Here is a 23,889-nt window from a genome sequence, read left to right on the forward strand (position 1 = left end):
CTTTTAAGTCTGTATTGCAGACTAAATGCCGCTTGCGCCGGGCAACCGTCAAGTCTTAAATCCAGACCTGTGAAAGATTATACCGCCTCTCGCTCGCCCTGCGCCGTCGGCCGCGCGTCGCGCCTGCTCGGTGACCGCTGGGTGTTGCTGATCCTGCGCGAGGCATTTCTGGGCTTTGACCGCTTCGAGGATTTTGTCACGCGGCTCGACATATCGCGCGCGGCGTTGACCTCGCGGCTCGGTTGGCTGGTCGATGCCGGGGTGATGGAGCGGGTGCCGCCCGATGCGAAGCGTGCGGCCTATCGGTTGACCGATGCGGGGCAGGCGCTGCGCCCGACATATGATGCGATCAAGGCGTGGGGCGACGAATGGCTGCCGCGCGCGCCCAAAGAAAACGGCCCGGGCGATGCCGGGCCGGGGATTTATTGATCTGGAAACACTGGCTTAAGCGCCCGGAATGGCTGCCTGCGCGTCGCGGCCGTCGCCTTCGGGGGCGGCCAGGATGTCGCGGACGACCAGACCCTTGTCGACGACCTGGGTGTCGGGGCTGCCGACCTGGCTGCGGATGCCGGGGTCGGCGCGGGCCCCGTCGGCACTGCTGATCACCGCCGCTTCGTTGGGGCTGCGGGCCGAGGGGCCGCCGAACAGCGCGCGCAGCGTCTGCTCCGCGGTCGTTTCGCCGCCGGGACGTGCGGTGCCGGGGGCGGGCGGGGTCAGCGAAAAGTCCGGCGGCACGACGAGCGGCGCCTGACGCGACACCGCAAATTCATCGGGCCGGTCGCGGTTGAACAGATTGTTCGACCCGCAGGCCGACAGGGTGGTCGCGAAAATCGAGGCGGCCAGGATGGCGGTGGTCCGGTTCACTTGAATATTCTCCTATGCGCCCCGTTAATCGGCGCCCCCGTTTAGTCGGTGGACGGCTGACCGTCCGTGCTGGCTGCCTTTTCGCCGAAGAGCAGCGCGCGCGCAACCAGCAAAAGCACCCCGAGCGTGATGCAGGCATCGGCGACGTTAAAGATCATGAAGGGTCGGAAATCGCCAAAATGCAGGTCGGCGAAATCGACGACATAGCCATAGCGCACCCGGTCGACGATATTGCCGAGCGCGCCGCCCAGGATCAGCGCCAACGCGATGACGTCGCCCTTCGCCTGTTCGCGCGTCATCCAGATGCCGACCGCACCCGCGACCAGCGCGGTGACCGCCACCAGCGTCCAGCGCGTCGTATCGGTGCAGCTGGCGAACATCGAGAGCGAAATGCCGCAATTTTCGGCCCAGCGCAGGTCGAAGATGTCGACGATCTCGACCACCCGCTTTGCTTCCAGCGACAGCGGGGTAATGATGACCCATTTGGTGACCTGATCGAGCAGGAAGGCGAAGGCGGCGATCAACAGGCCGAAACGCAGGTGCGGCGAACGAGAGCTTGTCATGCGGGTTTCAATACTGTTTCGCAGCGATTGCACAAGTTGCCGTCCTCGGTAACTTCGGGGAGGTGACGCCAGCATCGGCCGCACTTGTGGTCGGTGGTGGGGGTGACGGTTACGCCTTCGCCGCCGTAGGTAACGGCAGCGGTAATGGCGATTTCGGCCATGGCTTGTTCGCTAAGATTTGGTACCGCTGGCATCGAAACTTTCGCTTCAAGGCTCGAACGAACGATCTTTTCGCGGCGCAGCGGCTCGATGGCCGCCGTCACGGCTTCACGATGCGCGCGAGCCTCGTCCCAACGGGCGGCGAGTTCACCGTCGATAAGCGCACCGACGTCAAGCTCCGGCCACTCGAGCAGGTGGACCGATGATGCGTCGGGATAGCGCGTGCCCCAAACCTCTTCGCTCGTGAACACCAAGACCGGCGCGGCATAGCGAACGAGGGCTTGGAAAATCGTGTCTAGGACCGTGCGATAGGCGGCGCGCTCTGCAGTTTGCACCCCGGTCGCGAGATTGATGTCGCAATAAAGTCGGTCCTTGCGGATATCAAAGTAGAAGGCCGAGAGGTCTTCGTTGCAGAAATCGGTGAGCAGACGCGTATAGCTGTTGAAGTCGAAATCATCGACCGCCTCGCGCAGATGCTGGTCGAGATGCGCAAGTTGATTGAGCATATAGCGCTCCAGCTCGGGCATCTTCGATACGTCTTCGATACGCTCTTCATCGGTGAAGCCCTCGAGCGCGCCCAAGAGATAGCGGAAGGTGTTTCGCAGCTTGCGATACTGGTCGGCGACTCCGGTCAGGATTTCCTTGCCGATGCGATGGTCTTCGGTGAAATCGACGCTCAGCGCCCACAGGCGCAGGATGTCGGCGCCATAGTCGCGCATCAGGTCGATCGGGCTGATCGTGTTGCCAAGCGACTTCGACATCTTGAAGCCCTTGGAATCCATCGTGAAGCCGTGGGTCAGCACCGCCTTGTACGGCGCCTGACCGCGCGTGCCGCAGCTTTCGAGCAGCGACGACTGGAACCAGCCGCGATGCTGGTCGCTGCCTTCGAGATAGAGGTCGGCACTGTGGGTGCCGCCGTCGTGGCGGACGAGCGCGGGCCACCTACCGCTCTCCAGGACGAAGGCGTGGGTGCAGCCCGAATCGAACCAGACGTCGAGAATGTCGACGATGCGTTCATAATCGGCGGCGTCGTAGTTCTCGCCGATATATTCCTGCGCGCGCGCGTCGCTCCACGCATCGACGCCGCCCGCCTTCACTGCCGCGACGATACGGTCGTTGACGATCGGGTCGTTGAGGTACTGGCCGGTCTTGCGGTCGACGAAGAGCGTGATCGGAACGCCCCACGCGCGCTGGCGGCTCAGCACCCAGTCGGGGCGGTCTTTGACCATGCTGCTAATTCGGTTGCGGCCCTTTTCGGGGACGAAGCGCGTCTCGTCGATCGCCTGCATCGCCGCCTGCCGCAGCGTCGGCGCGGCGCAAAGATCCTCTTCATGCGGGTTGATTGCGCCGCCCTCATTCTCCCATCGCTTTTCGCGCGGGGTCTTGGGCTCGATGTGGGTCATCACCCGGTCCATCGGCACGAACCATTGCGGGGTGCAGCGATAGATGACCTTCGCCTTTGACCGCCAGCTGTGGGGGTAGCTGTGCTTGTAGTCGGCCGAGGCCGCAAGCAGGCCACCGGCTTCGCTCAGGTCGGTGCAGATCGGGCCGTCGGGGGCGTTGAACTTGGGATTGATCACCGATCCCTGGCCGCCGAGCCAGCCCCAGTCCTCGCGATATTTGCCGTCGCCCTCGACCGCGAACACGGGGTCGATACCGTTCGCCTTGCACAAGTCGAAGTCGTCCTCGCCATGGTCGGGCGACATATGGACGAGCCCGGTGCCGCTGTCGGTGGTGACGAAATCGCCGGGCAGGAAGGGGCGCGGGCGCGCGAAGAAGCCGCCGAGCGCGTGCATCGGGTGGCGGGCGATGGTGCCGGCGAGGTCGGAGCCTTTGATGGGGTCGCTGACCTTGGGGTGAAGGACAAAGCCACCGCGGCGCATGAACTCGCCGAGTAGAGGTTCGGCGACCAAGAATGCGCGGAATGATGCGCCTTCGTCCACTTCGCTCTGTGTTGCGGCCTCTACGAGAACATAGTCGACATCCGGCCCATAGGCCAAAGCCTGGTTGACCGGGATCGTCCACGGCGTAGTCGTCCAGATCACCGCATGCGCGCCGATCAGCTCAGGGATGGGACTCTCGACGATCTCGAACGCCACATCGATCTGCGTCGAGACGATATCCTCATATTCGATCTCGGCCTCGGCGAGCGCGGTCTTTTCGACCGGCGACCACATCACCGGTTTGGCGCCGCGATAGAGCATGTCGTTGGCGGCGAATTTGAGCAGTTCGCGGACGATCGTCGCTTCGGCCTCATAATCCATCGTCAGGTAGGGATGGTCCCAGTCGCCGCCGATACCGAGGCGCTTGAGCTGCTCGCGCTGGGTGTCGACCCAATGCTGGGCATAGGCGCGGCATTCGGCGCGGAATTCCTCGACCGGAACCTCGTCCTTGTTGAGCTTTTTCTTGCGATATTGCTCCTCGACCTTCCACTCGATCGGCAGACCGTGGCAGTCCCAGCCGGGGATGTAAGGCGCGTCCATGCCTTTCAGCGTCTGGGTGCGGACGACCATGTCCTTGAGGATATGGTTGAGCGCATGGCCGATGTGCATGTCGCCATTGGCGTACGGCGGGCCGTCGTGGAGGATGAACTGATCGCGGCCGAGGCGTGCGGCGCGAATCTGGCCTTCGAGATTGCCCTCGAGCCATTTCGCGAGAATCAGCGGCTCCTTTTGCGGCAGGCCGGCCTTCATCGGAAAGTCGGTCTTGGGGAGGAAGACGGTGTCGCGATAATCGCGCTGTGCGGCGGCGGGCGTGGTCTCGGTCATGGGGGCGGCGCTTAGCGCAGATTTGCGTGGGAGCAAACCTCTCACCCTCTTCCTTCAAGGGAGAGGGCAGCGAGACTTGCCAGCGTGCTGGCTTAGTCGCAGCGGGTGAGGGGGTGGGTACTCTCGATAGAGCGGAGCTCCTCGCTCAGCTTCAGCTAGGCAGCCAGCTGCCAAGCTTGCGCGACTCTCTCCCAATGGGAGAGCGGATTAGCGTTGCCTTGGCCGCAGCGCTGGCCCCACCGTGCGGATGTCTTCGACCCAGATATAGCCGTTGAAGCTGGCGGGGATTTTGGCGAGTTGCTGGGGGGTGGAGAGGCCTTCGTTCGACTTGCCGCGTTCATAGGGGCCAAAGACGATGACGCGCGCGCCGACGCTGTCCATCCGCGCGATCAGGCGGTCGGGCCAGCCCCAGAACGTCCATTGATAGTTGATCGGGATCGCGATCACGCCGTTCCGGCAGCTTTCGGGCACGATGCCGGTCCAGCCGTAGGTCACATAGTCCTTGGAGCAGGCCAGCGCATCGCGCCGCAGGTCGAACGACCAGTTGTCGGGGAGCAATTCGCGCATCCGTTTGACGGGACGTTCGGCGCCGTAAAAGGCGTCGCCGAGTTTCTTGCTGTCGCGGCCCGCAGCTTTGAGGATCGCGAACAGCTGGTGGGCTTCGCGCGGGTCTTTCGATTTGAAGTTAAACAGGATCGGGTGGACGGGCAGCGCCGCGAGGCCTTCTTCGACGGTCGGCATCTTGCTGACGCCCTTGCCGCGCAGCGGGAAGGTTTTCCCGCCGTCGGCGGTGTAGCCGTAACCGATGTCGAGCGCTTTCAGCTCGGCCAATGTCAGGTCGCGGGTGTCGCCCTTGCCTTCGGTGCGGCAATCGACGGTCCAGTCGTGGAACAACACCATCCGGCCGTCCTTGGTCGGTGCAACATCGACCTCGACCATGTTGGCGCCGAGCCCGACCGCCCAGCGCAACGATTCGGGGGTGTTTTCGAACACCTCATGTTCGGGCGGATAGGCATGGACGGCGGTGCAGGTGTCGCGGCCGACCGCAGCGCGCTTGTCATAGAGGTGATAAACGCCGCGGTGCGCGATAAGTTTGGGTTTGCCCGCGGGTGATGGGGCGAGCCAGCTGGCGTTGCTGAGGGTCAGCCAGGCGATGAGCGCGGCGAAGATCCACAGCGCGATTTTGGTGCGGCGCTTCATCGGCTTTTTCTTTGGACCTTCGAGCGCGTCGGCCCAGTCGATGTTTGCTTCGGTCACGGTGTTTCGATCACCCCCGGAAAGTCGCGGTGAAAAAAGTTCACGCGGAGACGCCGAGCCGTGGAGAAGAAAGATTGGCGGCTTTGCCGCCCTTCTCCGGCTTCCTCTGCGCCTCTGCGCGCATCATTCTAAACCCGGGCCAGCAGCGCCTTTGCGGCGTCGCAATCCTTGGCAATCTGCGCCATGAGCGCGTCCATGCTGTCATATTTTGCCTCGGGTCGGATGAAGGCGCGGAAGGCGACGTCGATCTCCTGCCCGTACAGATCCTCGGCGAAGTCGAAGAAATGCGGTTCGAGCAGTTCCTTTGGCGGGTCGAAGCTGGGGCGGATGCCGAGGTTCGCGGCGCCTTTAAGTTCGCGTCCGTCGGGCAGATTTCCGGTGACCGCATAGATGCCGTAACGTGGGCGCAGGTAGTTGCCCATGTCGATATTGGCGGTCGGGAAACCCAGCAAACGCCCGTTCTTGTCGCCATGCTCGACGCGCCCGCGCACGGTGAAGGGGCGGGTGAGCAGGCGTGCGGCGGTCTTGCAGTCGCCCGCTTGCAACGCCTGGCGGATGCGGCTCGACGAGATCACCGCGTCGTCCTCGACGGGCGCGACCATTTCGGTGAAGAAGCCGCGGCGGCGGGCATGGTCGGCAAGCGTCACGACATCGCCGCCGCGACCCTTGCCGAAGACGAAGTCGCTGCCGGTGACGACGCCGGCGGCGCCGTAGCGACCTAGCAGCAGGCCAGTGATGAAATCCTCGGCCGTCGTCCCCGCGAGCGCGGCGTCGAAGGGCAGGACGAGCATCGCGTCGGCACCCGCCGCGGCGAACAGCTCCTGCCTTTGATCGAGCGTGGTGAGGCGGAAGGGCGGGACGTCGGGCTTGAAAAAGCGCACCGGATGCGGATCAAAGGTCGCGACGATCGCCGGGCGGCCTTCATCACGGGCATGGCGAACGGCGCGGCCGACCACCGCCTGATGCCCGGCGTGGAAACCGTCGAAATTGCCGAGCGCGATGACCCCGCCGCGCAAGGGTTCGGGGATGCGGGCGTGGCCGTCGAGGCGGATCATCGACCTACCTCAATCCGTTCGCCCTGAGCTTGTCGAAGGGCTGTTCTATCGTTCAACGACCGCAAGAAGAAGGACGGTGCTTCGACAAGCTCAGCCCAAACGGAAATAAGGGGCATGATCATGGTGCTGGCGGCGTCAGCGGGACCAGCCCCGCCCTGAGCACACGAACCGCATTGCCGCCCATCGCGGCACGGATTTCGTCGTCGCTGAAGCCCGCGTCGATCAGCGCCTGCGTCACCTGCGCCAGCTTCGACGTGTCAAAGCGGACGGTGGTGGCGCCGTCATAATCGCTGCCGAGCGCGACATACTCGATCCCGACGAGATCGCGCACATGCTTCATCGCCTTCGCGATGCTGGCGGGCGAGGTGTCGCAGATCGCGGCGTCCCAATAGCCGATGCCGACGAGGCCACCGGTCGCCGCGACGCCGCGAATTTGTTCGTCGCTGAGGTTGCGATTGACCTTGCACGTCGCCTGCACGCCGCCATGGCTGGAGACCACGGGGCGGCGCGCCAGTTTGAGGATATCGGCGACGCACGCCTCGCTGCAATGCGCGATGTCGACGATCATGCCCTTCGCCTCCATGGCCAAGACGACCTGCCGCCCGAGCGGGGTAAGGCCGCCTTTCTTGAGGCCGTGCATCGACCCGGCGAGATCATTGTCGAAGAAATGGGTGAGCCCCGCCATGCGGAAGCCCGCGGCGTAGAGCTTGCCCAAATTGGAGATATTTCCTTCGAGCGGGTGAAGGCCTTCGATGCTGAGCAGGGCGCCGGTGGTCAGCGGCTTGCCCTTGCGCGCCGTAAGCAGCACGTCGAGATCGGCGGCGGTGGCGACCGCGCGCAGCTTGCCGTCCGATGCCGCGACCGCGCGGTGCAGCTTTTCGGCATGCCAGAGCGAGCGTTCGAGCAGCGAGTTCCACGTGCGGACCGGCTGGAGCTGCGCGATCACCAGGCTGGTGATATTGTCGGTGTCGCCGCTGTTGGCGTCGTAATTCTGGCCCTTGGGCGATTTGGTCGTGCTGGCGAGGATCTGCAGCGCGACATTGCCGTCCCGGAGCCGCGGCAGGTCCATATGGCCGCGGTCGGCGCGGTCGAGGATGTCGCGTTTCCACAGCAAGGTGTCGCTGTGCAGGTCGACGATGGTCAGCGACGCGTGCAGCGCCTTGGCGCGTCCGCTGACCGCGGGGAGCGGCTTGCCGTCGATCTGGTTGGTGCCGCGCTCGATGATGCCGGGGGCGAAAGCGAAAAAGGCGAGCGCGGCGAGGGCGACAACGAGCAGGATAGCGATCAGCCAACGGCGCATGTGTCTAAATCCTTGTCAGCGTGACGAAGCTGTACGCTGGGCGCCCGGCGTCGTCGGCGGGATGATCCTCGCGCGCCACCTCGCGCCATGCGGCGGGGTCGGGGTAATCGATCACCGCGTCGCCTTTGGGTTCGAGTCCGACTTCGGTCAGTTCGACGCGGTCAGCGAGGGGCAGGAACAGGCGATAGATTTCGGCGCCGCCGATCACCATCACATGCGGGGCGTTGGCGCGTTTCAGCGCCGCCTCGACGCTCGCGACGGGTTCTGCGCCCTCATCCTGCCAGTCGGCATCGCGGGTGAGCACGATGTGGCGGCGCCCTTCGAGCACCGCGGGCAGGCTGTCGAAGGTTTTGCGCCCCATGATCATCGGGCGCCCCATCGTCAGCTGCTTGAAGCGGCGGAGATCCGCGGGCAGGTGCCAGGGCATCTTGCCGTCGATACCGATCACGCCATTGGCGGCGCGCGCGAGGATCAGAGTGATTTCGGGGTGGTTCATGCGGGGTTGGTTCCCACCCACGTCGCATGGCCGAGCTTGCGGCCGGCGCGGACGTCGGTCTTCCCATAATGGTGAACGTGGCACGCGCCGTCGGTGAGCAGCACAGGCACGGTGGCGATATCGGCGCCGATCAGGTTGCGCATGGTGACGGGGAGTGCGGTGGTCGCGGTGCTGCCGAGCGGGAGGCCGGCGACGGCGCGGATATGGTTTTCGAACTGGCTGGTCACCGCGCCCTCGATTGTCCAATGGCCGCTGTTGTGGACGCGGGGTGCTATCTCGTTGAAAATCGGGCCATCTTGGCAAGCGAAAAATTCGCCGGTGAGGACGCCGACATAATCGAGATCGTCGGCGATCCGCGCCATCAGCGCGCGCGCTTCATCCTGCTGGTCGCGGATGATCTGCGGCGGCGGCAACGTCGAGGTCGCGAGGATGCCGTCCTTGTGGACATTGACGCTGCTGTCCCAGAAGCGCGTCTCGCCGTCGATGCCGCGCACCAGCAGCACCGAAAATTCATGCGCGAAGGTGACGAAGCCTTCGAGGATCGCGGCGTGGCGGTCGATCGCCTCCCATGCCGTATCGGCGTCGGCGGGAGTGGCGAGGCGCGCCTGTCCCTTGCCGTCATAGCCCATGCGCAGCGTTTTCAGGATCGCCGGGGCGCCGATTTCGGCCAGCGCGACGTCGAGCGCGGCGCGGTCGGGAACCGCTGCGAAGGGCGCGGGGCGGCCACCGAGTCCGGTGACGAACTGCTTTTCGATCAGCCGGTCCTGCGCGATTTCGAGCGCCTGCGCGCCGGGCCGCACCGCGACATGCCCCGACAGGAAGCGCACCGTATCGACCGGGACGTTTTCGAACTCGATCGTGACCGCGTCGCACGCCGCGGCAAAGGCGGCGAGGCGCGGTTCGTCGTCCCACGCCGCCTGGACGTGATACGCCGCGACTTGCGCCGCGACACTCTCACGCTCGGGGGCGTAGCTGTGCACCTGATAACCGAGCTGCGCCGCGGCGACCGCGAGCATGCGGCCGAGCTGGCCGCCGCCGAGAATGCCGATCGTCGAACCGGGTGCCAGCAACGCGATCAGCCCTCGCGCACGGGGTGGGGGGCGACGCTGTTGGTCTGTTCGGCGCGCCAGGTGTCGAGTTTTTGCGCCAGATCGGAGTCATTGTTGGCGAGCAGCGCGGCGGTGAACAGGCCCGCGTTGGTTGCCCCCGCCTTGCCGATCGCAAAGGTTGCGACGGGGACGCCGCCGGGCATCTGGACGATCGAATAGAGGCTGTCGACGCCGCTGAGCGCCGCCGACTGGACGGGAACGCCGAGCACGGGCACCCGCGTCATCGCTGCGACCATGCCGGGCAGGTGCGCCGCGCCGCCAGCACCAGCGATGATTGCCTGTAGCCCCCGCTCGGCAGCGCTTTTGGCATAAGCGACCAGTCGGTCGGGGGTGCGGTGGGCCGAGACGATCTGCACCTCGTGCGCGATGCCGAATTGTTCGAGGATCTGGACCGCATGCGCCATCGTCGGCCAGTCGGACTGGCTGCCCATGATAACCCCGACCTGCGGCGCGCTGTCGCCCATCACCCAACCCTCCACAAAGCGGCCGCGGTTCACCGGGTGAATCGCTGCCGCACCTCCCCTAGCGACTGCACCGCGCGCGGGCAACGCCGCCCGTTGTGCGATACTGACTCGGGCGTTTACCGATTGGTATGAAGTCGCAGCTAGGGTTGCCGCGCAATATCCGTCGGCATTGGGCCGATGAATAAGGGTTCGTGTGCGGGGACGTTGAATGGATAGCGTAGGGGGGGCACGGATCGCGGTCGACCAGTTCGGCGCCGTCGCCGTTGACTCCATCGAAGACCAGCTGCGGGATATCCGCCGGGAACGCGATGCGCTGCGCCGCGAGAACCGCGTATTGAAGATCGCCGTCGCCGAGCTGGAGCGCGTGTCCGAACGCGACACGCTGACCCCCTTGTTCAATCGCCGCTATTTCCTGACCGCCATCCATCACCGGATGGCGCGGTTCGAGCGCCACGCCGAACGCGCGGCGGTCGTGTTTGTCGACGTCAACCAGCTGAAATTGATCAACGACAGCTTTGGCCATGCTGCGGGCGACTTTGCGCTGATGGAAATCGCCAAGCGGCTGGCCGAATCGATCCGCGCGACCGACGTTGCCGCGCGTATCGGCGGTGACGAATTCGGGCTGATCCTCGACCAGTCGAGCGAAGAGGGCGCCCGCGCGCAGATTGCGCGGCTGGGTGAGGTGCTGACTGCGGCGCCGGCCGACTATGACGGGCATCAGATCGCGCTGTCGGCCTGTTTCGGGATCGCGATGCTCCAGTCGGGGATGACCGAATCGGACATTTTGGCCGCCGCCGACCGCGATATGTATCGCAACAAGCAAGGGCAGGGTTCGGCCCCCGGCCACCGCTAACCCGCCATTAACCAAATGAGCGCATCGTCCCCAACGGACAGGGGGTGAGTGATGCGTACCCAAGCCGACCCATATCATGACATTCGAGACCGGATCACCGGCCAGATCGGCGCACTCGCCGAAGCGCTGCCGCATTGCGCGCTGGCGCAGATCGTCCAGGGCATCGACGACATCCGCTGTCTGGCGCGCGACAACGGCTTTGCCGCGGTGGAAACGCTGGCGAGCCGGCTCGAATCGGCGGTCGCGGGCGGCGGCTATCGCGCCGCGATCCTGACCTATCTCGATGCGATGAGCGACGCTGCGAGCGTGCCGCGCGGACCGCTGCCCGCCGCCACGCACGAAGCTTGGCTGGCTTCGGTCGCGATGCGCTTGGGGCATTGACCGCCTCCGCCTGACGATCCAGACCAGTTTCCATGGATGCAATCATGCTTGCGCTGGTGGCGGTGCTGCTCGCCAATGCCGATGGGCGTAGCGGGATATCGCTGTCGCGGCTGCTGAGCGTGCGGCCGGACCGGCGAATGGTCGTCGGCATCGCCTTTGGCGCCTTTCTTATCAACGCCATCATTACCGCGACGGCGGGCGCGATCGCGAACCGGATGATCGGGCAGGGGGTCGCAGCATTGCTCGTGGCGCTGGCGATGCTGTCGGCGGCCGGGGCGCTGTTGTGGCGCGGGCGGCAGTCGCTGTTCGATGACGAGGTGCGGACCGCGACCCCGACGATGCTGGCGGGACGGATGCTGGTCGCGCAGTTTGGCGACCGCAGCCATTTCTTGATCGGGGCGCTCGCGGCGACGAGCGGCGCCGGGCAATGGGCCGCCGCAGGCGGACTGGTCGGCTGGACGCTGGCGATGCTGCCGTTTCTGGCATTCGGTCCGGTGCTTGCCGATCGGCGCGCGGCGCATATGCTGCGCTGGGCCAGCGCGGCCGTCTTGGCGAGCTGGGGCATTGTCACCGCAATGGGGGCGTTTGGCTTGATTGCCTGAATCTTCCGAACCTGCGCAGAACCATCGTTTTTGTCGATGACAGCGACCGACAGCTTTCATGGGCAAAATTCGTCGCGACGCGCTATATGATGGCGAAGTAGAAAGGATATTTCTCATGTCCCAGAAGAACCAGCCCGCCGTCGCCGATGCGCTCAACGCGCTGCTCGCCGATAGTTTCGCGCTCTATTTGAAGACCAAAAACTATCATTGGCACGTCCAGGGGCCGCGCTTTCGCGAGCTCCACCTGCTGTTCGACGAGCAGGCGGCGCAGATTTTCGCGACCACCGATCTGATCGCCGAGCGGGTGCGCAAAAATGGCGCGCGGACGCTGCAATCGATCGGCGAGATCGGCCGACGGGCGTCGATCCGCGACGATGATGCGGCGGGGACCGATGCCGAGGCGATGATCCGGGCGCTGGCCGACGATAACAAGACGTTGCTCGGACAGCTCAAGGAAGTGAAAGCGGCGGCGGAAGCCGACGGCGACATCGCGACGAGCGGGCTGGTCGATGGATGGGCCGATGAGACCCAGCAGCGGATCTGGTTTCTGGAAGCGACGCTGGGGTATTGATTATTCCCCTCCCTTCTTGAGGGAGGGGAGTGATAGGTCGGATGTGCCCCCGGCACATCCTTGATCAGCCGGGCGGCTGATCAACCTGCCACTGGGTGGGTCGCCGCAGGCGTTCTTTCTTGCGCGCGCACCCACCCTGCTAAAACTAGCCAGCAAGTTGCCAACTCTTCGCACCCCTCCCTTGCAGGGAAGGGAAGCGTTTCGAAAGTGCCGGAGCCTTCCACGCCAATGTCGAAGGTAACGCGGACTTGCTCGGAAACCGAGCCGTGATCAGCGCTGCTTCTTCGCTGTGGTCGCGTTGAAATCGGGGTCTTTTTTGGCCACCCAATCGACGAATTTGCGCACATTGGGGTTGGCGAGTAGGCCTTCGACATCCATCCCATGGCGCTGCAGTTCCGAATTGGTGAAATTGGCGATCAGCGTTTGCTGGCAGATGGGGTGCATCGGCACGACGTCGCGCCCGCCCCGGCTCTTGGGTATGGGATGATGCCAGACAATCGTCTTGCCGGTGGGCCGGGCGCACAGCCAGCACGGCGGCACAGGGATCGCGGGAGCCTCGTCCTCGCGATGCCGGTCGCCATAGGGATCATGCTTCGAATGTTTGCGGGCCATGCTGCTACCTGAATTGCCGGAGATTGGGCGCGCGCCGATTGCCAAATAAAAAGGGCGGCCCGAAAGCCGCCCTTTTCGTTTTTGCCGTCCTGCCGATCAGTCCTGATGCGGCTGAATGTTCACCGCGGCGAACTTGCCGCGGTCGTCGACTTCGATGTCGAACGCGACGCGGTCGCCTTCGTCGAGGCCGGTCATCCCGGCGCGCTGCACCGCGCTGATGTGGACAAAGGCATCGGCCTGTCCATCGTCTCGCGCGATAAAGCCGAAGCCCTTCGTCGTGTTGAAGAATTTGACCGTACCCGACGTGCGTTCACCGGTCAGTTGACGCCGACCGCGCGCACCGCCGGGGGCTGCACCGGGAGCGCCACGATCGTCGCGGCGCGGGCCGCTGTCTTCGATCGGCATCGGCTCGCCCTCGATCTTGATATCGATCGCCGACACTTTGCCGTTGCGTTCGACGAGGGTGAAACCGAGCGGCTGGCCCGAAGCGAGACCCTGAAGTCCTGCCTGTTCGACGGCGCTGATGTGAACGAACACATCTTCGCCGCCATCGTCGCGCGCGACAAAGCCGAAGCCTTTCGCTGCGTTGAAGAATTTCACGGTGCCATTGCCTTCGCCAACGACCTGCGCCGGCATACCGCCGCCACGACCGCCGCCGAAGCCACCGCCGCCGCCGCGATCACCGCCGCCGAAGCCGCCGCCGGGGCGGTCACCACCGCCAAAGCCGCCGCCGGGGCGGTCGCCGAAACCACCACCGCGGTTGCCGCCGCCATAGCTGTCGCCGCCATAAGGTGCAGGTTCGAAGCTGTCGAAATTGCCGAAATCATCGCGCTTGCCGCGCCCCCGCTGGCCGCGGCGATCCTTGTTGAAACTCATTGTCTAATAGTCGCTTTCGGTTCGTCCATACCCCATTCGATCGGCGCCTTGCGTCGGACGGGGACGCACTTCACCACGGGCACAGACTCGCCCCATGCCGCTAACGACGCAATATATAGCTTAAAGCGCTTTCATCTGCGAACGGAAAATTCAAAGCGGCGATGCGGTCTGTCGCAGAGTTTTTGCCATGGTGGCGGCGTGCCGGTCGGGACCGCGAAAACCAGTCATTGAGCGGCAAGGCCGCTTCGCCTAAGGCGAGCGGATGACCGTATATTTCCACGAAGAAGATTTGCCCGCAGGCGCGCTGGGCCCTGGCGCCGTCGCCGTCGACACCGAAACCATGGGCCTCAACCCGCTGCGTGACCGGCTGTGCCTGGTGCAGATCAGCGACGGTTTGGGCGACGAGCATCTCGTCCGCTTTGCACCCGGCAGCACCTATGAGGCCCCGGTGCTAAAAGCGATATTGTCCGATCCCAACAGGTTGAAATTGTTCCATTTTGCGCGGTTCGACATTGCGGCCTTGCAACAGGCGCTCGGCGTTGTGACCGCTCCCGTCTATTGCACCAAGATCGCCTCGAAGCTGATCCGCACCTACACTGACCGCCACGGCCTCAAGGAACTGGTGCGCGAATTGCTGGGCCAGGAAGTGTCGAAACAGCAGCAGTCGAGCGACTGGGGCGCTGCCGAACTGAGCGACGCGCAGCGCGATTATGCCGCGAGCGACGTGCGCTTCTTGCACGCGATGAAAGACATTCTCGACATGCGGCTGGCGCGCGAGGGGCGCACCGAATTGGCGCAGGCCTGTTTCGACTTTCTGCCGACGCGCGCCGCACTCGACCTGGCCGGGTGGCCCGAGGTCGATATTTTTGCGCACAGCTGAGGGGCGATTCGCAGCAGCATGTCCGAACGCGCCGATCTTGACCGCACGATGCGCCGCCTGTGGGCGGCGAGCGGGTCGAGTCACGACCGCGTCGTGCGCATCCTGCGCTTCGGCCTGCCGCTTGTGATCGGGGTGGTCGCCGCGGTGCTGGTCTTTTCGCCCTTTACCCAGCGTTCGGAAATCAGCTTCCTGCTCGCCAAGGACAAGGTCGATATGGCGACCGAGCGGATGAAGGTTACCCGCGCCGAATATCGCGGCCAGGATGCCAAGGGCCAGCCCTTCGCGCTGCTCGCAGGTAGCGCGGTGCAGAAAAGCTCGGCCGAACCGATCGTGCGGATGACAGACCTGTCCGGGGCGATCCGCCTGACCGACGGACCCGCGACGATCGTCGCCCGCGACAGCGCCTATAATATGGAGACCGAAAAGGTCGCGGTGCCGGGATTGGTGCAGGTCAAAGGCGCCAATGGCTACCGCATTGACGCCAGCAATGTGTCGATCGATCTCAAGACCCGTACCTTGACCGGGCAGGGCGGCGTCGACGGGACGTTGAACATCGGCAAGTTTTCGGCCAACCAGCTGCGTGCCGATCTCGACCAGCGGATCGTGCGCTTGCAGGGCAATGCGCGGCTGCGGATCAATCAGGGAGTGATCAAATGAACCGCCTTTGGACCATGAAAAGCATGGCGTTGGCCGGTGCAGGCTTTGCATTCACCAGCCTGGCTTTGTTGTCGACCGGTACCGGCGGCGACGCCGCGCAGGCACAAGCGCTCGCCAATCACAACAGCAATGCCCCGGTCGATTTTGCCGCGGACAGCATCGAAGTGCAGGATCGCGCCGACCGGGTCGTGATTTCGGGCAATGTCCGCGTGACACAGGCAGGCATGACTTTGACCGCGGCGCGGATGACTGTCGCCTATAGCCGACAGGGCGGCACCGACGTCAACCGGCTCGACGCGGCCGGTGGCGTCGTGGTGACCAAGGGTGATGAGCGCGCGTCGGGCAATGTCGCGATCTATGACCTCGACCGCCGCCTGATCACGATGGTCGGCAATGTCGAGCTCCGCCAGCGCGGCAATAATCTGCGCGGCGGGCGGATGGTGATTGACCTCAACAGCGGTCGCGCGACCGTCGACGGGCGCGGCGCGGCGCGCGGTCCCGACGGCAACCCAATCGCTGGCGGCACCGGCGGGCGCGTCACCGGCACCTTCACGGTACCGGAAAGAAAGCAGTAACCAGCGCTTTATACGATTTTGCAACCATGCGCCTTCACCATGTGCGCAGGGACCAGAACCAGTGCGGTGCCGGGGGGCGACGCCGCGTTACGAAAGTACGCCCCATGCGCTTCTCCCCGCTTGTTCCACCGCGCCGCCCGTTGTTCGGGCGCCGTATTGAGCCGCCCGCGGCGATCATCCCGACCCCGACGTCCGAAGAACGGCGCCTGATCGAGCGGATCGTGCGGCATGTGAACCCAGGTGAGCGGCGTTAGAAAAGAATATCTCACGCAAAGGCGCAAAGGCGCAAAGGCGCGAAGAAGAACAAGATATTCTTACACAAAAACACAAAGAGGTCGGCGCGCGCCACAGGCGCAGCCTGAGGCTCGCACGAGGCGCATTTGGATGGGTGCCTGCGGCGGCAGGCGGATGGCGGCCGACCCGGTGCAGCCCTTTTTTGTCTTTGTGCGCGTCCCCTTCTTCTTTCTTCTTTGCGCCTTTGCGTGAGATCAAATCGGCGCCGCGCACGAAGGCATAACCCAGCCCGTCGTCATTAAGTCCGCTTGGCCTTCCGCCCCCGCGCCCCTACATGGGGCGCGCATGCCGCCTGATACCCTCACCTCCGCCGACGCGGTCAAAGAACCGCCCGTTCTCGATACGCTGAGGCGTTTCCTGCCCTATTTGTGGCCTGCGGGGCACAGGGGGCACAAGGTCCGCATCGCCGGGGCGGGGCTGATCGTGCTGGCGTCGAAGGGCGTCCAGCTGTCGATGGGGTTCCTTTATGGCGCCGCGATCGACGCGATGGTGCCGGGGATGGAAGAAGGCGTCGCGCTCGCGATTGGCCTTGTCCTTGCTTACGCTGGCGCGCGCTTTGCCGGGGTGCTGTTCGATAATTTGCGCAACGTCGTGTTCGAACGCGTCGGGCAGGATGCGACGCGTGAGCTGGCGATCGCGACCTTTAGCCACCTGCACGCGCTGAGTCTGCGCTTCCACCTCGCGCGGCGGACCGGCGAGGTGACCAAGGTGATCGAGCGCGGGACCAAGAGCATCGACACAATGCTCTATTTTCTGCTGTTCAACATTGCGCCCACGATCATCGAATTGCTCGCGGTGCTGATCATCTTCTGGACCAAATTCAGCTTCGGTCTCGCCAGCGCGACCGCGCTGATGGTCGTCGTCTATATCATCTTTACCCGCAAGGTGACCGACTGGCGCAACGCGCTGCGCACGCAGATGAACGACCTCGACACGCTGACCATCGGGCGCAGCGTCGACAGCCTGCTCAATTACGAAACGGTCAAATATTTCGGCGCCGAAGAGCGCGAGGCGGCGCGTTACCGCGACGTTGCCGATCGTTATGCGCGCGCCGCGGTGAAGAGCGAGAACAGCCTGGCTTGGCTGAACATCGGGCAGAGCCTGATCACCAACGCCGCGCTGGCGGGCGCCATGGCCTACACCGTGTGGGGCTGGTCGACGGGCGAATATAAGGTCGGCGACGTGGTGCTCGTGAACACCTTGCTCGCGCAGCTGTTCCGCCCGCTCGACATGCTCGGCATGGTCTATCGCGTCATCCGGCAGGGGCTGATCGACATGGAGGCGATGTTCCGCCTGCTCGACACCCCTCCGGAGATTTCCGATGCGCCGGGCGCGGGGCCGCTGGTGGTCAACGGCGGCGCGGTGGCGTTCGACAATGTCGTGTTTGGCTACGAGCCCGATCGCACGATTTTGAACGGCGTCAGCTTTGCGGTCGGCGCGGGCGAGACGCTGGCGATCGTCGGGCCGTCGGGGGCGGGCAAATCGACGATCGCGCGGCTGCTGTTCCGTTTCTACGACCCGCAGGGCGGGCGGATCACGATCGACGAGCAGGATATTGCCGCGGTGACGCAGGCCAGCCTGCGCGGCGCGATCGGCATCGTGCCGCAGGACACGGTGCTGTTCAACGACAGCATTGGCTACAACATCGCCTATGGCCGCGAGGGCGCGGGCGCCGACGAGGTGGCGGCCGCGGCGGAAGGAGCGGCGATCGACGGCTTCATTGCCATCCTTCCGCAGGGGTATGACACCGAGGTCGGCGAGCGCGGGCTCAAGCTGTCGGGCGGCGAGAAACAGCGCGTCGCCATTGCGCGGACGTTGCTCAAGAACCCGCCGGTGCTGATCCTCGACGAAGCGACGAGCGCGCTCGACAGCCGCACCGAGGCAGCGATTCAGGACACGCTCGAACGCATCGCCGAACGCCGCACGACCTTGGTGATCGCGCACCGCCTGTCGACGGTGACTGGGGCGGACCGGATCATCGTGCTCGATCATGGCCGGGTGGCGGAGACGGGGACGCACGACCAGCTGCTCGCGATGCGCGGGCTCTACGCCGATATGTGGGCGCGGCAGCAGGCGGAGAAGGAAGAGGGGACGGTTTAATACCGGCCCAATGACGAGGCGCAAAATCATTTCGAATATTATCGAAATATCAGTTGACGCCTCCTTCTAATTTCTATATTTCTACAATCATCGAATCACGGAGGTGGCGATGGAGTCGGAAACGGTTGTTCGCGCGTTGGGCGCGCTGGCGCAGGAGCATCGACTGGCGCTGTTTCGGCTACTGGTGCAGGCGGGGCCGGACGGGCTGGCTGCGGGCGCGATTGCGGTGTCGCTGGGGGTGCCAGCGTCGTCGCTCAGCTTCCACCTCGCGCAACTGACCAATGCCGGCCTTATCGCGCACCGGCGCGACGGGCGGTCGCTGATCTATACCGCCGACTATGGCGCGATGACCGCGCTGCTCGGCTTTCTGATGGAAAATTGTTGCGGCGGGGCGGTGTGCGCGCCTGCCGCGCCCTGTGACACCAAAGACAAGAATGAAAGGACTGCAGCATGAGCCGTTTTCACATGCACGTCGGGGTCAGCGACCTCGACAAATCGATCGCCTTTTACTCGGGGCTGTTCGGCACTGCGCCGAGCGTGACCAAGCCCGATTATGCCAAATGGATGCTTGACGATCCGCGCATCAATTTCGCGATTTCGGTGCGCGAGGGCGCGCATCGCGGGATCGAACATGTCGGCTTGCAGGTCGAGGATGAAGCCGAGCTCGCGGCGGTCTATGGGCGCCTGAAAGATGCCGGGGCGCCGGTGCTGGAGGAAGGCGCGACGACCTGTTGTTATGCCAAGTCCGAAAAGAGCTGGATCGCCGACCCCGATGGCGTCGTCTGGGAAGCCTTCCTGACCAATGGCGAATCGACGGTGTATGGCGACAGCCCTGATTTTGCGCCGCTGGCGTCGGACAATGCCGCCGAGGGCGGGTGCTGCGTTCCCACGATGCCGCAGGCGGCGCCCGTCAAGGTCGGCTGCTGCTGACATGAATGACGCCGGGGGACTGAACATATTGGTGCTGTGCACCGGCAATTCGGCGCGCAGCATTTTGGGCGAAGCGCTGATCGCTCGCAAGGGCGCCGACCGGGTCCGCGCGTTCAGCGCGGGCAGCCAGCCGAAAGGCGTGCCGCACCCCGGCGCTCTCCGCCTGCTGGAGCGCGAGGGCTATGACATTTCGGCCTTCCGCTCAAAAAGCTGGGATGAATTCGCGGCGCCCGATGCGCCGCGCATCGACATTGCGATCACCGTGTGCGGCAATGCGGCGGGCGAAACCTGCCCGCTGTTCATCGGCGCGCCGGTGCGCGCGCATTGGGGGCTACCCGATCCCGCCGATGTCGCAGGCGACGACGCTGCGGTCGATGCCGCCTTTGCCGAAACATACCGCCTGCTCGATATGCGGGTGCGTGCGATGCTGACGCTGCCGCTCGAAACCATGACCCCGGCGGAGCGGCGCGATGCGTTGAACGCCATTGGCGCGATGGCGGGCGCGGCCTGACCGCCCCCGCCGATTTCCAACCAAGGACCGACCCCATGCAACGCAGCCGCCTCGGCTTTCTCGACCGCTTTCTGACGCTGTGGATTTTCCTTGCGATGGCGCTGGGCGTCGCGCTGGGGACGCTGTTTCCAGCGCTGCCGGCGGGGATCGATGCGATGAGCGTCGGGACGACCAACCTGCCGATCGCGATCGGCCTCATTCTGATGATGTACCCGCCGCTGGCGCGGGTGCGCTACGCCGCGCTGCCGCAGGTGTTCGAGGATCGGCGGGTGCTGATGCTGTCGCTGGTCCAGAACTGGCTGATCGGGCCGGTGCTGATGTTCGTGCTCGCGGTGATCTTCCTGCGCGACGAGCCCGCTTATATGACCGGGGTCATCCTGATCGGGCTGGCGCGCTGCATCGCGATGGTGCTGGTGTGGAACCAACTGGCGAGGGGCGACAATCAATATGTCGCGGCGCTGGTCGCGTTCAATTCGCTGTTCCAGATCCTGTTTTTCAGCGCCTATGTGTGGTTTTTCCTGACCTTCCTGCCGCCGCTGCTCGGGCTGGAGGGCCAAGTGATCGCGATCGACACCTGGATGATTGCCGAGGCGGTGCTGATCTATCTGGGCATCCCGTTCCTCGCCGGGTTCCTGACCCGTACCCTGCTGGTCCGGACCAAGGGCGAAGATTGGTACGAAAGGCGCTTCCTGCCGCGTATAGCGCCGATCACGCTGGTCGCGCTGCTGTTCACCATCGCGGCGATGTTCAGCCTGAAGGGCGGCGAAATCCTGACGCTGCCGTTCGACGCGCTGCGCATCGCGGTGCCGCTGACGATCTATTTCGTCCTGCAATTCGTCATCAGCTTTGCGATGGGTAAGTGGATTGCCGCCGATTATCCGCGCACCACCGCGGTCGCCTTTACCGCGGCGGGCAATAATTTCGAGCTGGCGATTGCGGTCGCGATTGCGGCGTTCGGGCTGGCGTCGCCTGTGGCCTTTGCTGCGGTGATCGGCCCGCTGGTGGAGGTGCCGGTGCTGATCCTGCTCGTTAACCTAGCCTTCTGGTTCGGGCGGCGCTGGTTTCCGGACAGCGTGCCCCGCAATAGCTGAGGCTTTTCACCGCGAAACTGATTGGGTTGGGTTGACCCCCCGCGTGCCCGCCCCCTAGGCATGAACCATGCCGCATGACACCACACTGATCGGCACCATCGTGGCCGGGCTTGGCGTTGCGTTCCTGATGGGGGCACTGGCGCACCGGCTGCGGATTTCGCCGATTGCGGGCTATTTGCTCGCCGGAGTGCTGGTCGGACCGTTCACGCCGGGGTTTGTTGCCGACACCGGGCTGGCGATGCAGCTCGCCGAGATTGGCGTCATCCTGCTGATGTTCGGGGTCGGCCTGCATTTTTCGCTGAAAGACCTGCTGTCGGTGCGTAAGATCGCGGTGCCGGGGGCGATTGCGCAAATTGTGGTGGCTTGGGCGCTCGGGATCATGCTCGGGTTGTGGCTCGGCTGGACGATCGAGGGCAGTGCGGTGTTCGGGCTGGCGCTGTCGGTCGCGAGTACCGTCGTGCTGCTGCGCGCGCTGCAGGCGCGGGATATGGTCGAGACCGAAAAGGGGCGGATCGCGGTCGGCTGGCTGATCGTCGAGGATCTGGTGATGGTGCTCGCGCTCGTGCTGCTGCCCGCGATGTTCGGCAATCGCGGCGATGAGGGCGGTAGCGCCGGACTGCTCCAATCGGCGGCGATCGTCCTGCTCAAGGTCGTCGGCTTCGTCGCTTTCATGTTCGTGGTCGCGCGCCGCATCCTGCCGTGGGTGCTGCACTGGGCCGCGCATACCGGATCGCGCGAGCTGTTCCGGCTCGCGGTGCTGGCGATCGCGCTTGGGGTGGCATTCGGCGCCGCGGTGATTTTCGACGTATCGTTTGCGCTAGGCGCGTTTTTCGCGGGCATGATACTCGGCGAAACGCAGCTCAGCCGCCGCGCCGCCGAAGAGACGCTGCCGCTGCGCGATGCGTTCGCGGTGTTGTTCTTCGTGTCAGTCGGCATGTTGTTCGACCCCAATGTGCTGGTCGAGCAACCGGGACCAGTGCTGGCGACCGTGGCGATCATCGTCGTCGGCAAATCGCTCGCCGCCTTTGCGCTGGTCCGCGCCTTTGGTCACACGTCGCAGACCGCGCTGACGGTGTCAGTCAGCCTGGCGCAGATCGGCGAATTTTCGTTCATTTTGGCGGGGCTGGGGGTCGGCTTGGGAGTATTGCCCGAAACGGGGCGTGACTTGATCCTGGCCGGTGCCTTGCTGTCGATCCTGGTCAACCCGATCCTGTTTACGCTGGCGGTGCGGCGCATCCGAGCCGACGCGGCGCCCGAACCGGTCGATACGGCAAGCGAGGAGGCTGCCGCGCTGTGCAACGCGGGCGTGGTGCTGATTGGCTATGGGCGCGTCGGCAGCCATATCGGCGGCCTGATCTGCGGGCGTGGCGAGGGGTTGACGGTGATCGAGGACCAAAGGGATATGGCGGCAGCCGCCCGCGCCACGGGCGCGACGGTGATTGTCGGTGATGCGACCAAGGAAAGCATTTTGCGGCAGGCGGGACTCGACACCGCATCAACCTTGCTGATCGCGATTCCCGAGGGGGTCGAGGCGGGGGCGATCGTGCGGCGGGCGCGGGCGATCAATCCGAACCTGGTGATCGTCGCGCGCGCGCATTCGGACGAAGAAGTCGACGATCTGGTGCGACGCGGCGCTGACCATGTCGTGATGGCCGAGCGCGAGACGGCATCGCGGATGGCGGAGCGGGCGATGCTGGTGCGGGCTTAGCCTGGCGTCGCCCCCGCGCAGGCGGGGGCCGCTGAAAAGCTGATGCCGGGCCGACGGCGGTCCTCGCCTTCGCGGGGGCGACGGATGGGGCTTCCCTCCCCTTGCCATCTTCCCTATCGCCCCCTCACAATGTCCGCCGACGCGCTTCTCCCCCTCCTCAAATCCACCTTTGGCTTCGACCATTTCCGTGGCCGTCAAAGCGACGTCGTCGACCGCGTGATGGCGCGCGAGCGGACGCTGGCAGTGATGCCGACGGGCGCGGGCAAATCTTTGACCTACCAGCTGCCCGCGGTCGCGCTCGATGGCTGCGTCGTTGTCGTGTCGCCGCTGATTGCGCTGATGCACGACCAGCTGCGCGGGGCGCGCGCGGCGGGGATTCGCGCCGCCAGCCTGACCAGCGTCGATGCCGATGGCGCCGAGACGCGGCAGCGGTACCGCGACGGCGAGCTCGACCTGCTCTATGTGGCGCCCGAGCGCGCGACGGGGGAGGGGTTTCGCGCGCTGCTCGAAGCCAAAACCCCGGCATTGTTCGCGATCGACGAAGCGCATTGTGTGTCCGAATGGGGGCATGATTTCCGTCCTGATTACCGCCTGCTGCGCCCGTTGCTCGATGCCTTTCCGGCGGTGCCGCGGCTCGCTCTCACGGCCACTGCCGACAAGCACACGCGCGAAGATATTCTCTTCCAGCTCGGCATCTCCGACGACGGGTTGATCCTTGCGGGCTTCGACCGGCCGAACATCCGTTACGCGATCCGCCCGCGGGTGACCGTCGCGCGTCAGCTCGTCGAATTTATTGCTGCAAATCCGGGGCCCGGGATCGTCTATTGCCCGACGCGCAGCGGCACCGAGCGGCTGGCGGAGCAATTGGCGAAGGCGACGGGGCGGCGGGTCGCGGCCTATCATGCGGGACTCGATGCCGAGGTGCGGTCGCACGTCCAGCATGATTTTGTCGCGTCGGAGGACGGTATCGTCACCGCGACGGTCGCGTTCGGGATGGGGATCGACAAGCCCGACGTGCGCTTTGTCGCGCACGCCGCGCTGCCCAAATCGATCGAAAGCTATTATCAGGAAACCGGGCGCGGGGGGGGGGGGGGGGGGGCGGCCGGGGGGGGGGGGGGGGGGGGGGGCGGGGGGGCGGGCCCGGGGGCCGGGGCGGTCTGGCAGGCCGCCAGCGCGAGCACGAGGGTGGACAGGACCAGGGTGCGGGGCAGGG

26 protein-coding genes are annotated in these 23,889 nt (G+C 65.0%); 15 read left to right on the forward strand and 11 right to left on the reverse strand.

Going from position 1 to position 23,889, the window contains the following annotated elements:
- Positions 1 to 69: 69 nt before the first annotated feature.
- Complete coding sequence (locus K0M74_RS15870; RefSeq protein WP_293974626.1) at positions 70 to 429, forward strand: helix-turn-helix domain-containing protein; 360 nt, start codon at positions 70 to 72, stop codon at positions 427 to 429.
- Between the two features lie 15 nt (positions 430 to 444).
- Here the strand turns inward: K0M74_RS15870 and K0M74_RS15875 are convergent, their stop codons facing one another.
- From K0M74_RS15875 to purE, 9 genes are all read right to left on the reverse strand, one after another.
- A complete protein-coding gene (locus tag K0M74_RS15875) occupies positions 445 to 864 on the reverse strand; it encodes a DUF3035 domain-containing protein (RefSeq protein WP_088443205.1) in 420 nt (139 codons plus the stop codon).
- Between the two features lie 41 nt (positions 865 to 905).
- On the reverse strand, positions 906 to 1,427 hold the full coding sequence (gene lspA / locus K0M74_RS15880; protein WP_293974631.1) for a signal peptidase II: 522 nt from the start codon (positions 1,425 to 1,427) through the stop codon (positions 906 to 908).
- Positions 1,424 to 4,354, reverse strand: a complete 2,931-nt coding sequence (gene ileS / locus K0M74_RS15885) for an isoleucine--tRNA ligase (protein WP_293974635.1) — start codon at positions 4,352 to 4,354, stop codon at positions 1,424 to 1,426. Before ileS ends, lspA begins: the two co-directional genes overlap by 4 nt.
- Positions 4,355 to 4,561: 207 nt before the next feature.
- On the reverse strand, positions 4,562 to 5,611 hold the full coding sequence (locus K0M74_RS15890) for a glycerophosphodiester phosphodiesterase family protein (RefSeq protein ID WP_293974638.1): 1,050 nt from the start codon (positions 5,609 to 5,611) through the stop codon (positions 4,562 to 4,564).
- 128 nt (positions 5,612 to 5,739) lie between these two features.
- Complete coding sequence (locus tag K0M74_RS15895; RefSeq protein ID WP_293974641.1) at positions 5,740 to 6,666, reverse strand: bifunctional riboflavin kinase/FAD synthetase; 927 nt, start codon at positions 6,664 to 6,666, stop codon at positions 5,740 to 5,742.
- Positions 6,667 to 6,784: 118 nt separating this feature from the next.
- The gene (locus tag K0M74_RS15900) at positions 6,785 to 7,966 is read right to left on the reverse strand and encodes a dipeptidase (RefSeq protein WP_293974644.1); all 1,182 of its coding nucleotides are present in this window, start codon (positions 7,964 to 7,966) and stop codon (positions 6,785 to 6,787) included.
- Positions 7,967 to 7,970: 4 nt separating this feature from the next.
- Positions 7,971 to 8,462, reverse strand: coding sequence for a dihydrofolate reductase (locus K0M74_RS15905; protein WP_293974647.1), 492 nt, complete (start codon positions 8,460 to 8,462; stop codon positions 7,971 to 7,973).
- Positions 8,459 to 9,538 (reverse strand): 5-(carboxyamino)imidazole ribonucleotide synthase, encoded by a 1,080-nt coding sequence (locus K0M74_RS15910; RefSeq protein WP_293974699.1) that lies wholly within the window; start codon positions 9,536 to 9,538, stop codon positions 8,459 to 8,461. The genes K0M74_RS15905 and K0M74_RS15910 overlap by 4 nt, the downstream gene beginning before the upstream one ends.
- A complete protein-coding gene (purE, locus tag K0M74_RS15915; protein WP_293974702.1) occupies positions 9,538 to 10,035 on the reverse strand; it encodes a 5-(carboxyamino)imidazole ribonucleotide mutase in 498 nt (165 codons plus the stop codon). The genes K0M74_RS15910 and purE overlap by 1 nt, the downstream gene beginning before the upstream one ends.
- 208 nt (positions 10,036 to 10,243) lie before the next feature.
- Between purE and K0M74_RS15920 the strand changes: the two genes are divergently transcribed.
- From K0M74_RS15920 to K0M74_RS15935, 4 genes are all read left to right on the forward strand, one after another.
- Complete coding sequence (locus K0M74_RS15920; RefSeq protein ID WP_293974650.1) at positions 10,244 to 10,888, forward strand: GGDEF domain-containing protein; 645 nt, start codon at positions 10,244 to 10,246, stop codon at positions 10,886 to 10,888.
- Positions 10,889 to 10,939: 51 nt separating this feature from the next.
- Entirely contained in the window at positions 10,940 to 11,269 is a 330-nt protein-coding gene (locus K0M74_RS15925) for a hypothetical protein (RefSeq protein WP_293974653.1), read from the forward strand.
- 32 nt (positions 11,270 to 11,301) lie between these two features.
- A complete protein-coding gene (locus K0M74_RS15930; protein WP_293974656.1) occupies positions 11,302 to 11,871 on the forward strand; it encodes a hypothetical protein in 570 nt (189 codons plus the stop codon).
- A gap of 115 nt (positions 11,872 to 11,986) precedes the next feature.
- A complete protein-coding gene (locus K0M74_RS15935; protein WP_293974659.1) occupies positions 11,987 to 12,442 on the forward strand; it encodes a DNA starvation/stationary phase protection protein in 456 nt (151 codons plus the stop codon).
- A gap of 270 nt (positions 12,443 to 12,712) precedes the next feature.
- Here K0M74_RS15935 and K0M74_RS15940 read toward each other — a convergent pair whose 3' ends face one another.
- On the reverse strand, positions 12,713 to 13,054 hold the full coding sequence (locus K0M74_RS15940; RefSeq protein ID WP_088443172.1) for a hypothetical protein: 342 nt from the start codon (positions 13,052 to 13,054) through the stop codon (positions 12,713 to 12,715).
- Between the two features lie 96 nt (positions 13,055 to 13,150).
- On the reverse strand, positions 13,151 to 13,930 hold the full coding sequence (locus K0M74_RS15945) for a cold-shock protein (protein ID WP_293974664.1): 780 nt from the start codon (positions 13,928 to 13,930) through the stop codon (positions 13,151 to 13,153).
- 262 nt (positions 13,931 to 14,192) lie between these two features.
- Between K0M74_RS15945 and K0M74_RS15950 the strand changes: the two genes are divergently transcribed.
- The 10 genes from K0M74_RS15950 to K0M74_RS15995 all read left to right on the forward strand — a co-directional run.
- On the forward strand, positions 14,193 to 14,810 hold the full coding sequence (locus tag K0M74_RS15950; protein ID WP_293974667.1) for a ribonuclease H-like domain-containing protein: 618 nt from the start codon (positions 14,193 to 14,195) through the stop codon (positions 14,808 to 14,810).
- Between the two features lie 18 nt (positions 14,811 to 14,828).
- A complete protein-coding gene (gene lptC / locus K0M74_RS15955; protein WP_293974670.1) occupies positions 14,829 to 15,467 on the forward strand; it encodes an LPS export ABC transporter periplasmic protein LptC in 639 nt (212 codons plus the stop codon).
- Positions 15,464 to 16,042: an LptA/OstA family protein gene (locus K0M74_RS15960; protein ID WP_293974673.1), complete on the forward strand. Its 579-nt coding sequence runs from the start codon at positions 15,464 to 15,466 to the stop codon at positions 16,040 to 16,042. The genes lptC and K0M74_RS15960 overlap by 4 nt, the downstream gene beginning before the upstream one ends.
- Positions 16,043 to 16,621: 579 nt before the next feature.
- The gene (locus K0M74_RS15965) at positions 16,622 to 18,436 is read left to right on the forward strand and encodes an ABC transporter ATP-binding protein/permease (protein ID WP_293974676.1); all 1,815 of its coding nucleotides are present in this window, start codon (positions 16,622 to 16,624) and stop codon (positions 18,434 to 18,436) included.
- A 109-nt stretch (positions 18,437 to 18,545) separates the two neighbouring features.
- Positions 18,546 to 18,890 (forward strand): metalloregulator ArsR/SmtB family transcription factor, encoded by a 345-nt coding sequence (locus K0M74_RS15970; RefSeq protein ID WP_293974679.1) that lies wholly within the window; start codon positions 18,546 to 18,548, stop codon positions 18,888 to 18,890.
- Positions 18,887 to 19,366, forward strand: a complete 480-nt coding sequence (locus K0M74_RS15975; protein ID WP_293974682.1) for an ArsI/CadI family heavy metal resistance metalloenzyme — start codon at positions 18,887 to 18,889, stop codon at positions 19,364 to 19,366. The genes K0M74_RS15970 and K0M74_RS15975 overlap by 4 nt, the downstream gene beginning before the upstream one ends.
- Before the next feature lies 1 nt (position 19,367).
- Complete coding sequence (locus tag K0M74_RS15980; protein ID WP_293974685.1) at positions 19,368 to 19,877, forward strand: arsenate reductase ArsC; 510 nt, start codon at positions 19,368 to 19,370, stop codon at positions 19,875 to 19,877.
- Positions 19,878 to 19,912: 35 nt separating this feature from the next.
- Entirely contained in the window at positions 19,913 to 20,968 is a 1,056-nt protein-coding gene (gene arsB, locus K0M74_RS15985) for an ACR3 family arsenite efflux transporter (protein WP_293974688.1), read from the forward strand.
- Positions 20,969 to 21,035: 67 nt separating this feature from the next.
- Positions 21,036 to 22,676, forward strand: coding sequence for a YbaL family putative K(+) efflux transporter (ybaL, locus tag K0M74_RS15990; protein ID WP_293974691.1), 1,641 nt, complete (start codon positions 21,036 to 21,038; stop codon positions 22,674 to 22,676).
- A gap of 129 nt (positions 22,677 to 22,805) precedes the next feature.
- The coding region (locus tag K0M74_RS15995) for an ATP-dependent DNA helicase RecQ (protein WP_293974693.1) at positions 22,806 to 23,889 on the forward strand (1,084 nt) is incomplete at its 3' end.

This window comes from Sphingopyxis sp. (assembly GCF_019459305.1).
Lineage (GTDB): Bacteria > Pseudomonadota > Alphaproteobacteria > Sphingomonadales > Sphingomonadaceae > Sphingopyxis.

Bases quoted from the DNA above. Each gene is read 5' to 3' on its own strand.
- lspA (WP_293974631.1), bottom strand. From the start codon at position 1,427: ATGACAAGCTCTCGTTCGCCGCACCTGCGTTTCGGCCTGTTGATCGCC.
- ileS (WP_293974635.1), bottom strand. From the start codon at position 4,354: ATGACCGAGACCACGCCCGCCGCCGCACAGCGCGATTATCGCGACACC.
- K0M74_RS15895 (WP_293974641.1), bottom strand. From the start codon at position 6,666: ATGATCCGCCTCGACGGCCACGCCCGCATCCCCGAACCCTTGCGCGGC.
- K0M74_RS15900 (WP_293974644.1), bottom strand. From the start codon at position 7,966: ATGCGCCGTTGGCTGATCGCTATCCTGCTCGTTGTCGCCCTCGCCGCG.
- K0M74_RS15905 (WP_293974647.1), bottom strand. From the start codon at position 8,462: ATGAACCACCCCGAAATCACTCTGATCCTCGCGCGCGCCGCCAATGGC.
- purE (WP_293974702.1), bottom strand. From the start codon at position 10,035: ATGGGCGACAGCGCGCCGCAGGTCGGGGTTATCATGGGCAGCCAGTCC.
- K0M74_RS15920 (WP_293974650.1), top strand. From the start codon at position 10,244: ATGGATAGCGTAGGGGGGGCACGGATCGCGGTCGACCAGTTCGGCGCC.
- K0M74_RS15925 (WP_293974653.1), top strand. From the start codon at position 10,940: ATGCGTACCCAAGCCGACCCATATCATGACATTCGAGACCGGATCACC.
- K0M74_RS15930 (WP_293974656.1), top strand. From the start codon at position 11,302: ATGGATGCAATCATGCTTGCGCTGGTGGCGGTGCTGCTCGCCAATGCC.
- K0M74_RS15935 (WP_293974659.1), top strand. From the start codon at position 11,987: ATGTCCCAGAAGAACCAGCCCGCCGTCGCCGATGCGCTCAACGCGCTG.
- K0M74_RS15940 (WP_088443172.1), bottom strand. From the start codon at position 13,054: ATGGCCCGCAAACATTCGAAGCATGATCCCTATGGCGACCGGCATCGC.
- K0M74_RS15945 (WP_293974664.1), bottom strand. From the start codon at position 13,930: ATGAGTTTCAACAAGGATCGCCGCGGCCAGCGGGGGCGCGGCAAGCGC.
- K0M74_RS15950 (WP_293974667.1), top strand. From the start codon at position 14,193: ATGACCGTATATTTCCACGAAGAAGATTTGCCCGCAGGCGCGCTGGGC.
- lptC (WP_293974670.1), top strand. From the start codon at position 14,829: ATGTCCGAACGCGCCGATCTTGACCGCACGATGCGCCGCCTGTGGGCG.
- K0M74_RS15960 (WP_293974673.1), top strand. From the start codon at position 15,464: ATGAACCGCCTTTGGACCATGAAAAGCATGGCGTTGGCCGGTGCAGGC.
- K0M74_RS15965 (WP_293974676.1), top strand. From the start codon at position 16,622: ATGCCGCCTGATACCCTCACCTCCGCCGACGCGGTCAAAGAACCGCCC.
- K0M74_RS15970 (WP_293974679.1), top strand. From the start codon at position 18,546: ATGGAGTCGGAAACGGTTGTTCGCGCGTTGGGCGCGCTGGCGCAGGAG.
- K0M74_RS15975 (WP_293974682.1), top strand. From the start codon at position 18,887: ATGAGCCGTTTTCACATGCACGTCGGGGTCAGCGACCTCGACAAATCG.
- K0M74_RS15980 (WP_293974685.1), top strand. From the start codon at position 19,368: ATGAATGACGCCGGGGGACTGAACATATTGGTGCTGTGCACCGGCAAT.
- arsB (WP_293974688.1), top strand. From the start codon at position 19,913: ATGCAACGCAGCCGCCTCGGCTTTCTCGACCGCTTTCTGACGCTGTGG.
- ybaL (WP_293974691.1), top strand. From the start codon at position 21,036: ATGCCGCATGACACCACACTGATCGGCACCATCGTGGCCGGGCTTGGC.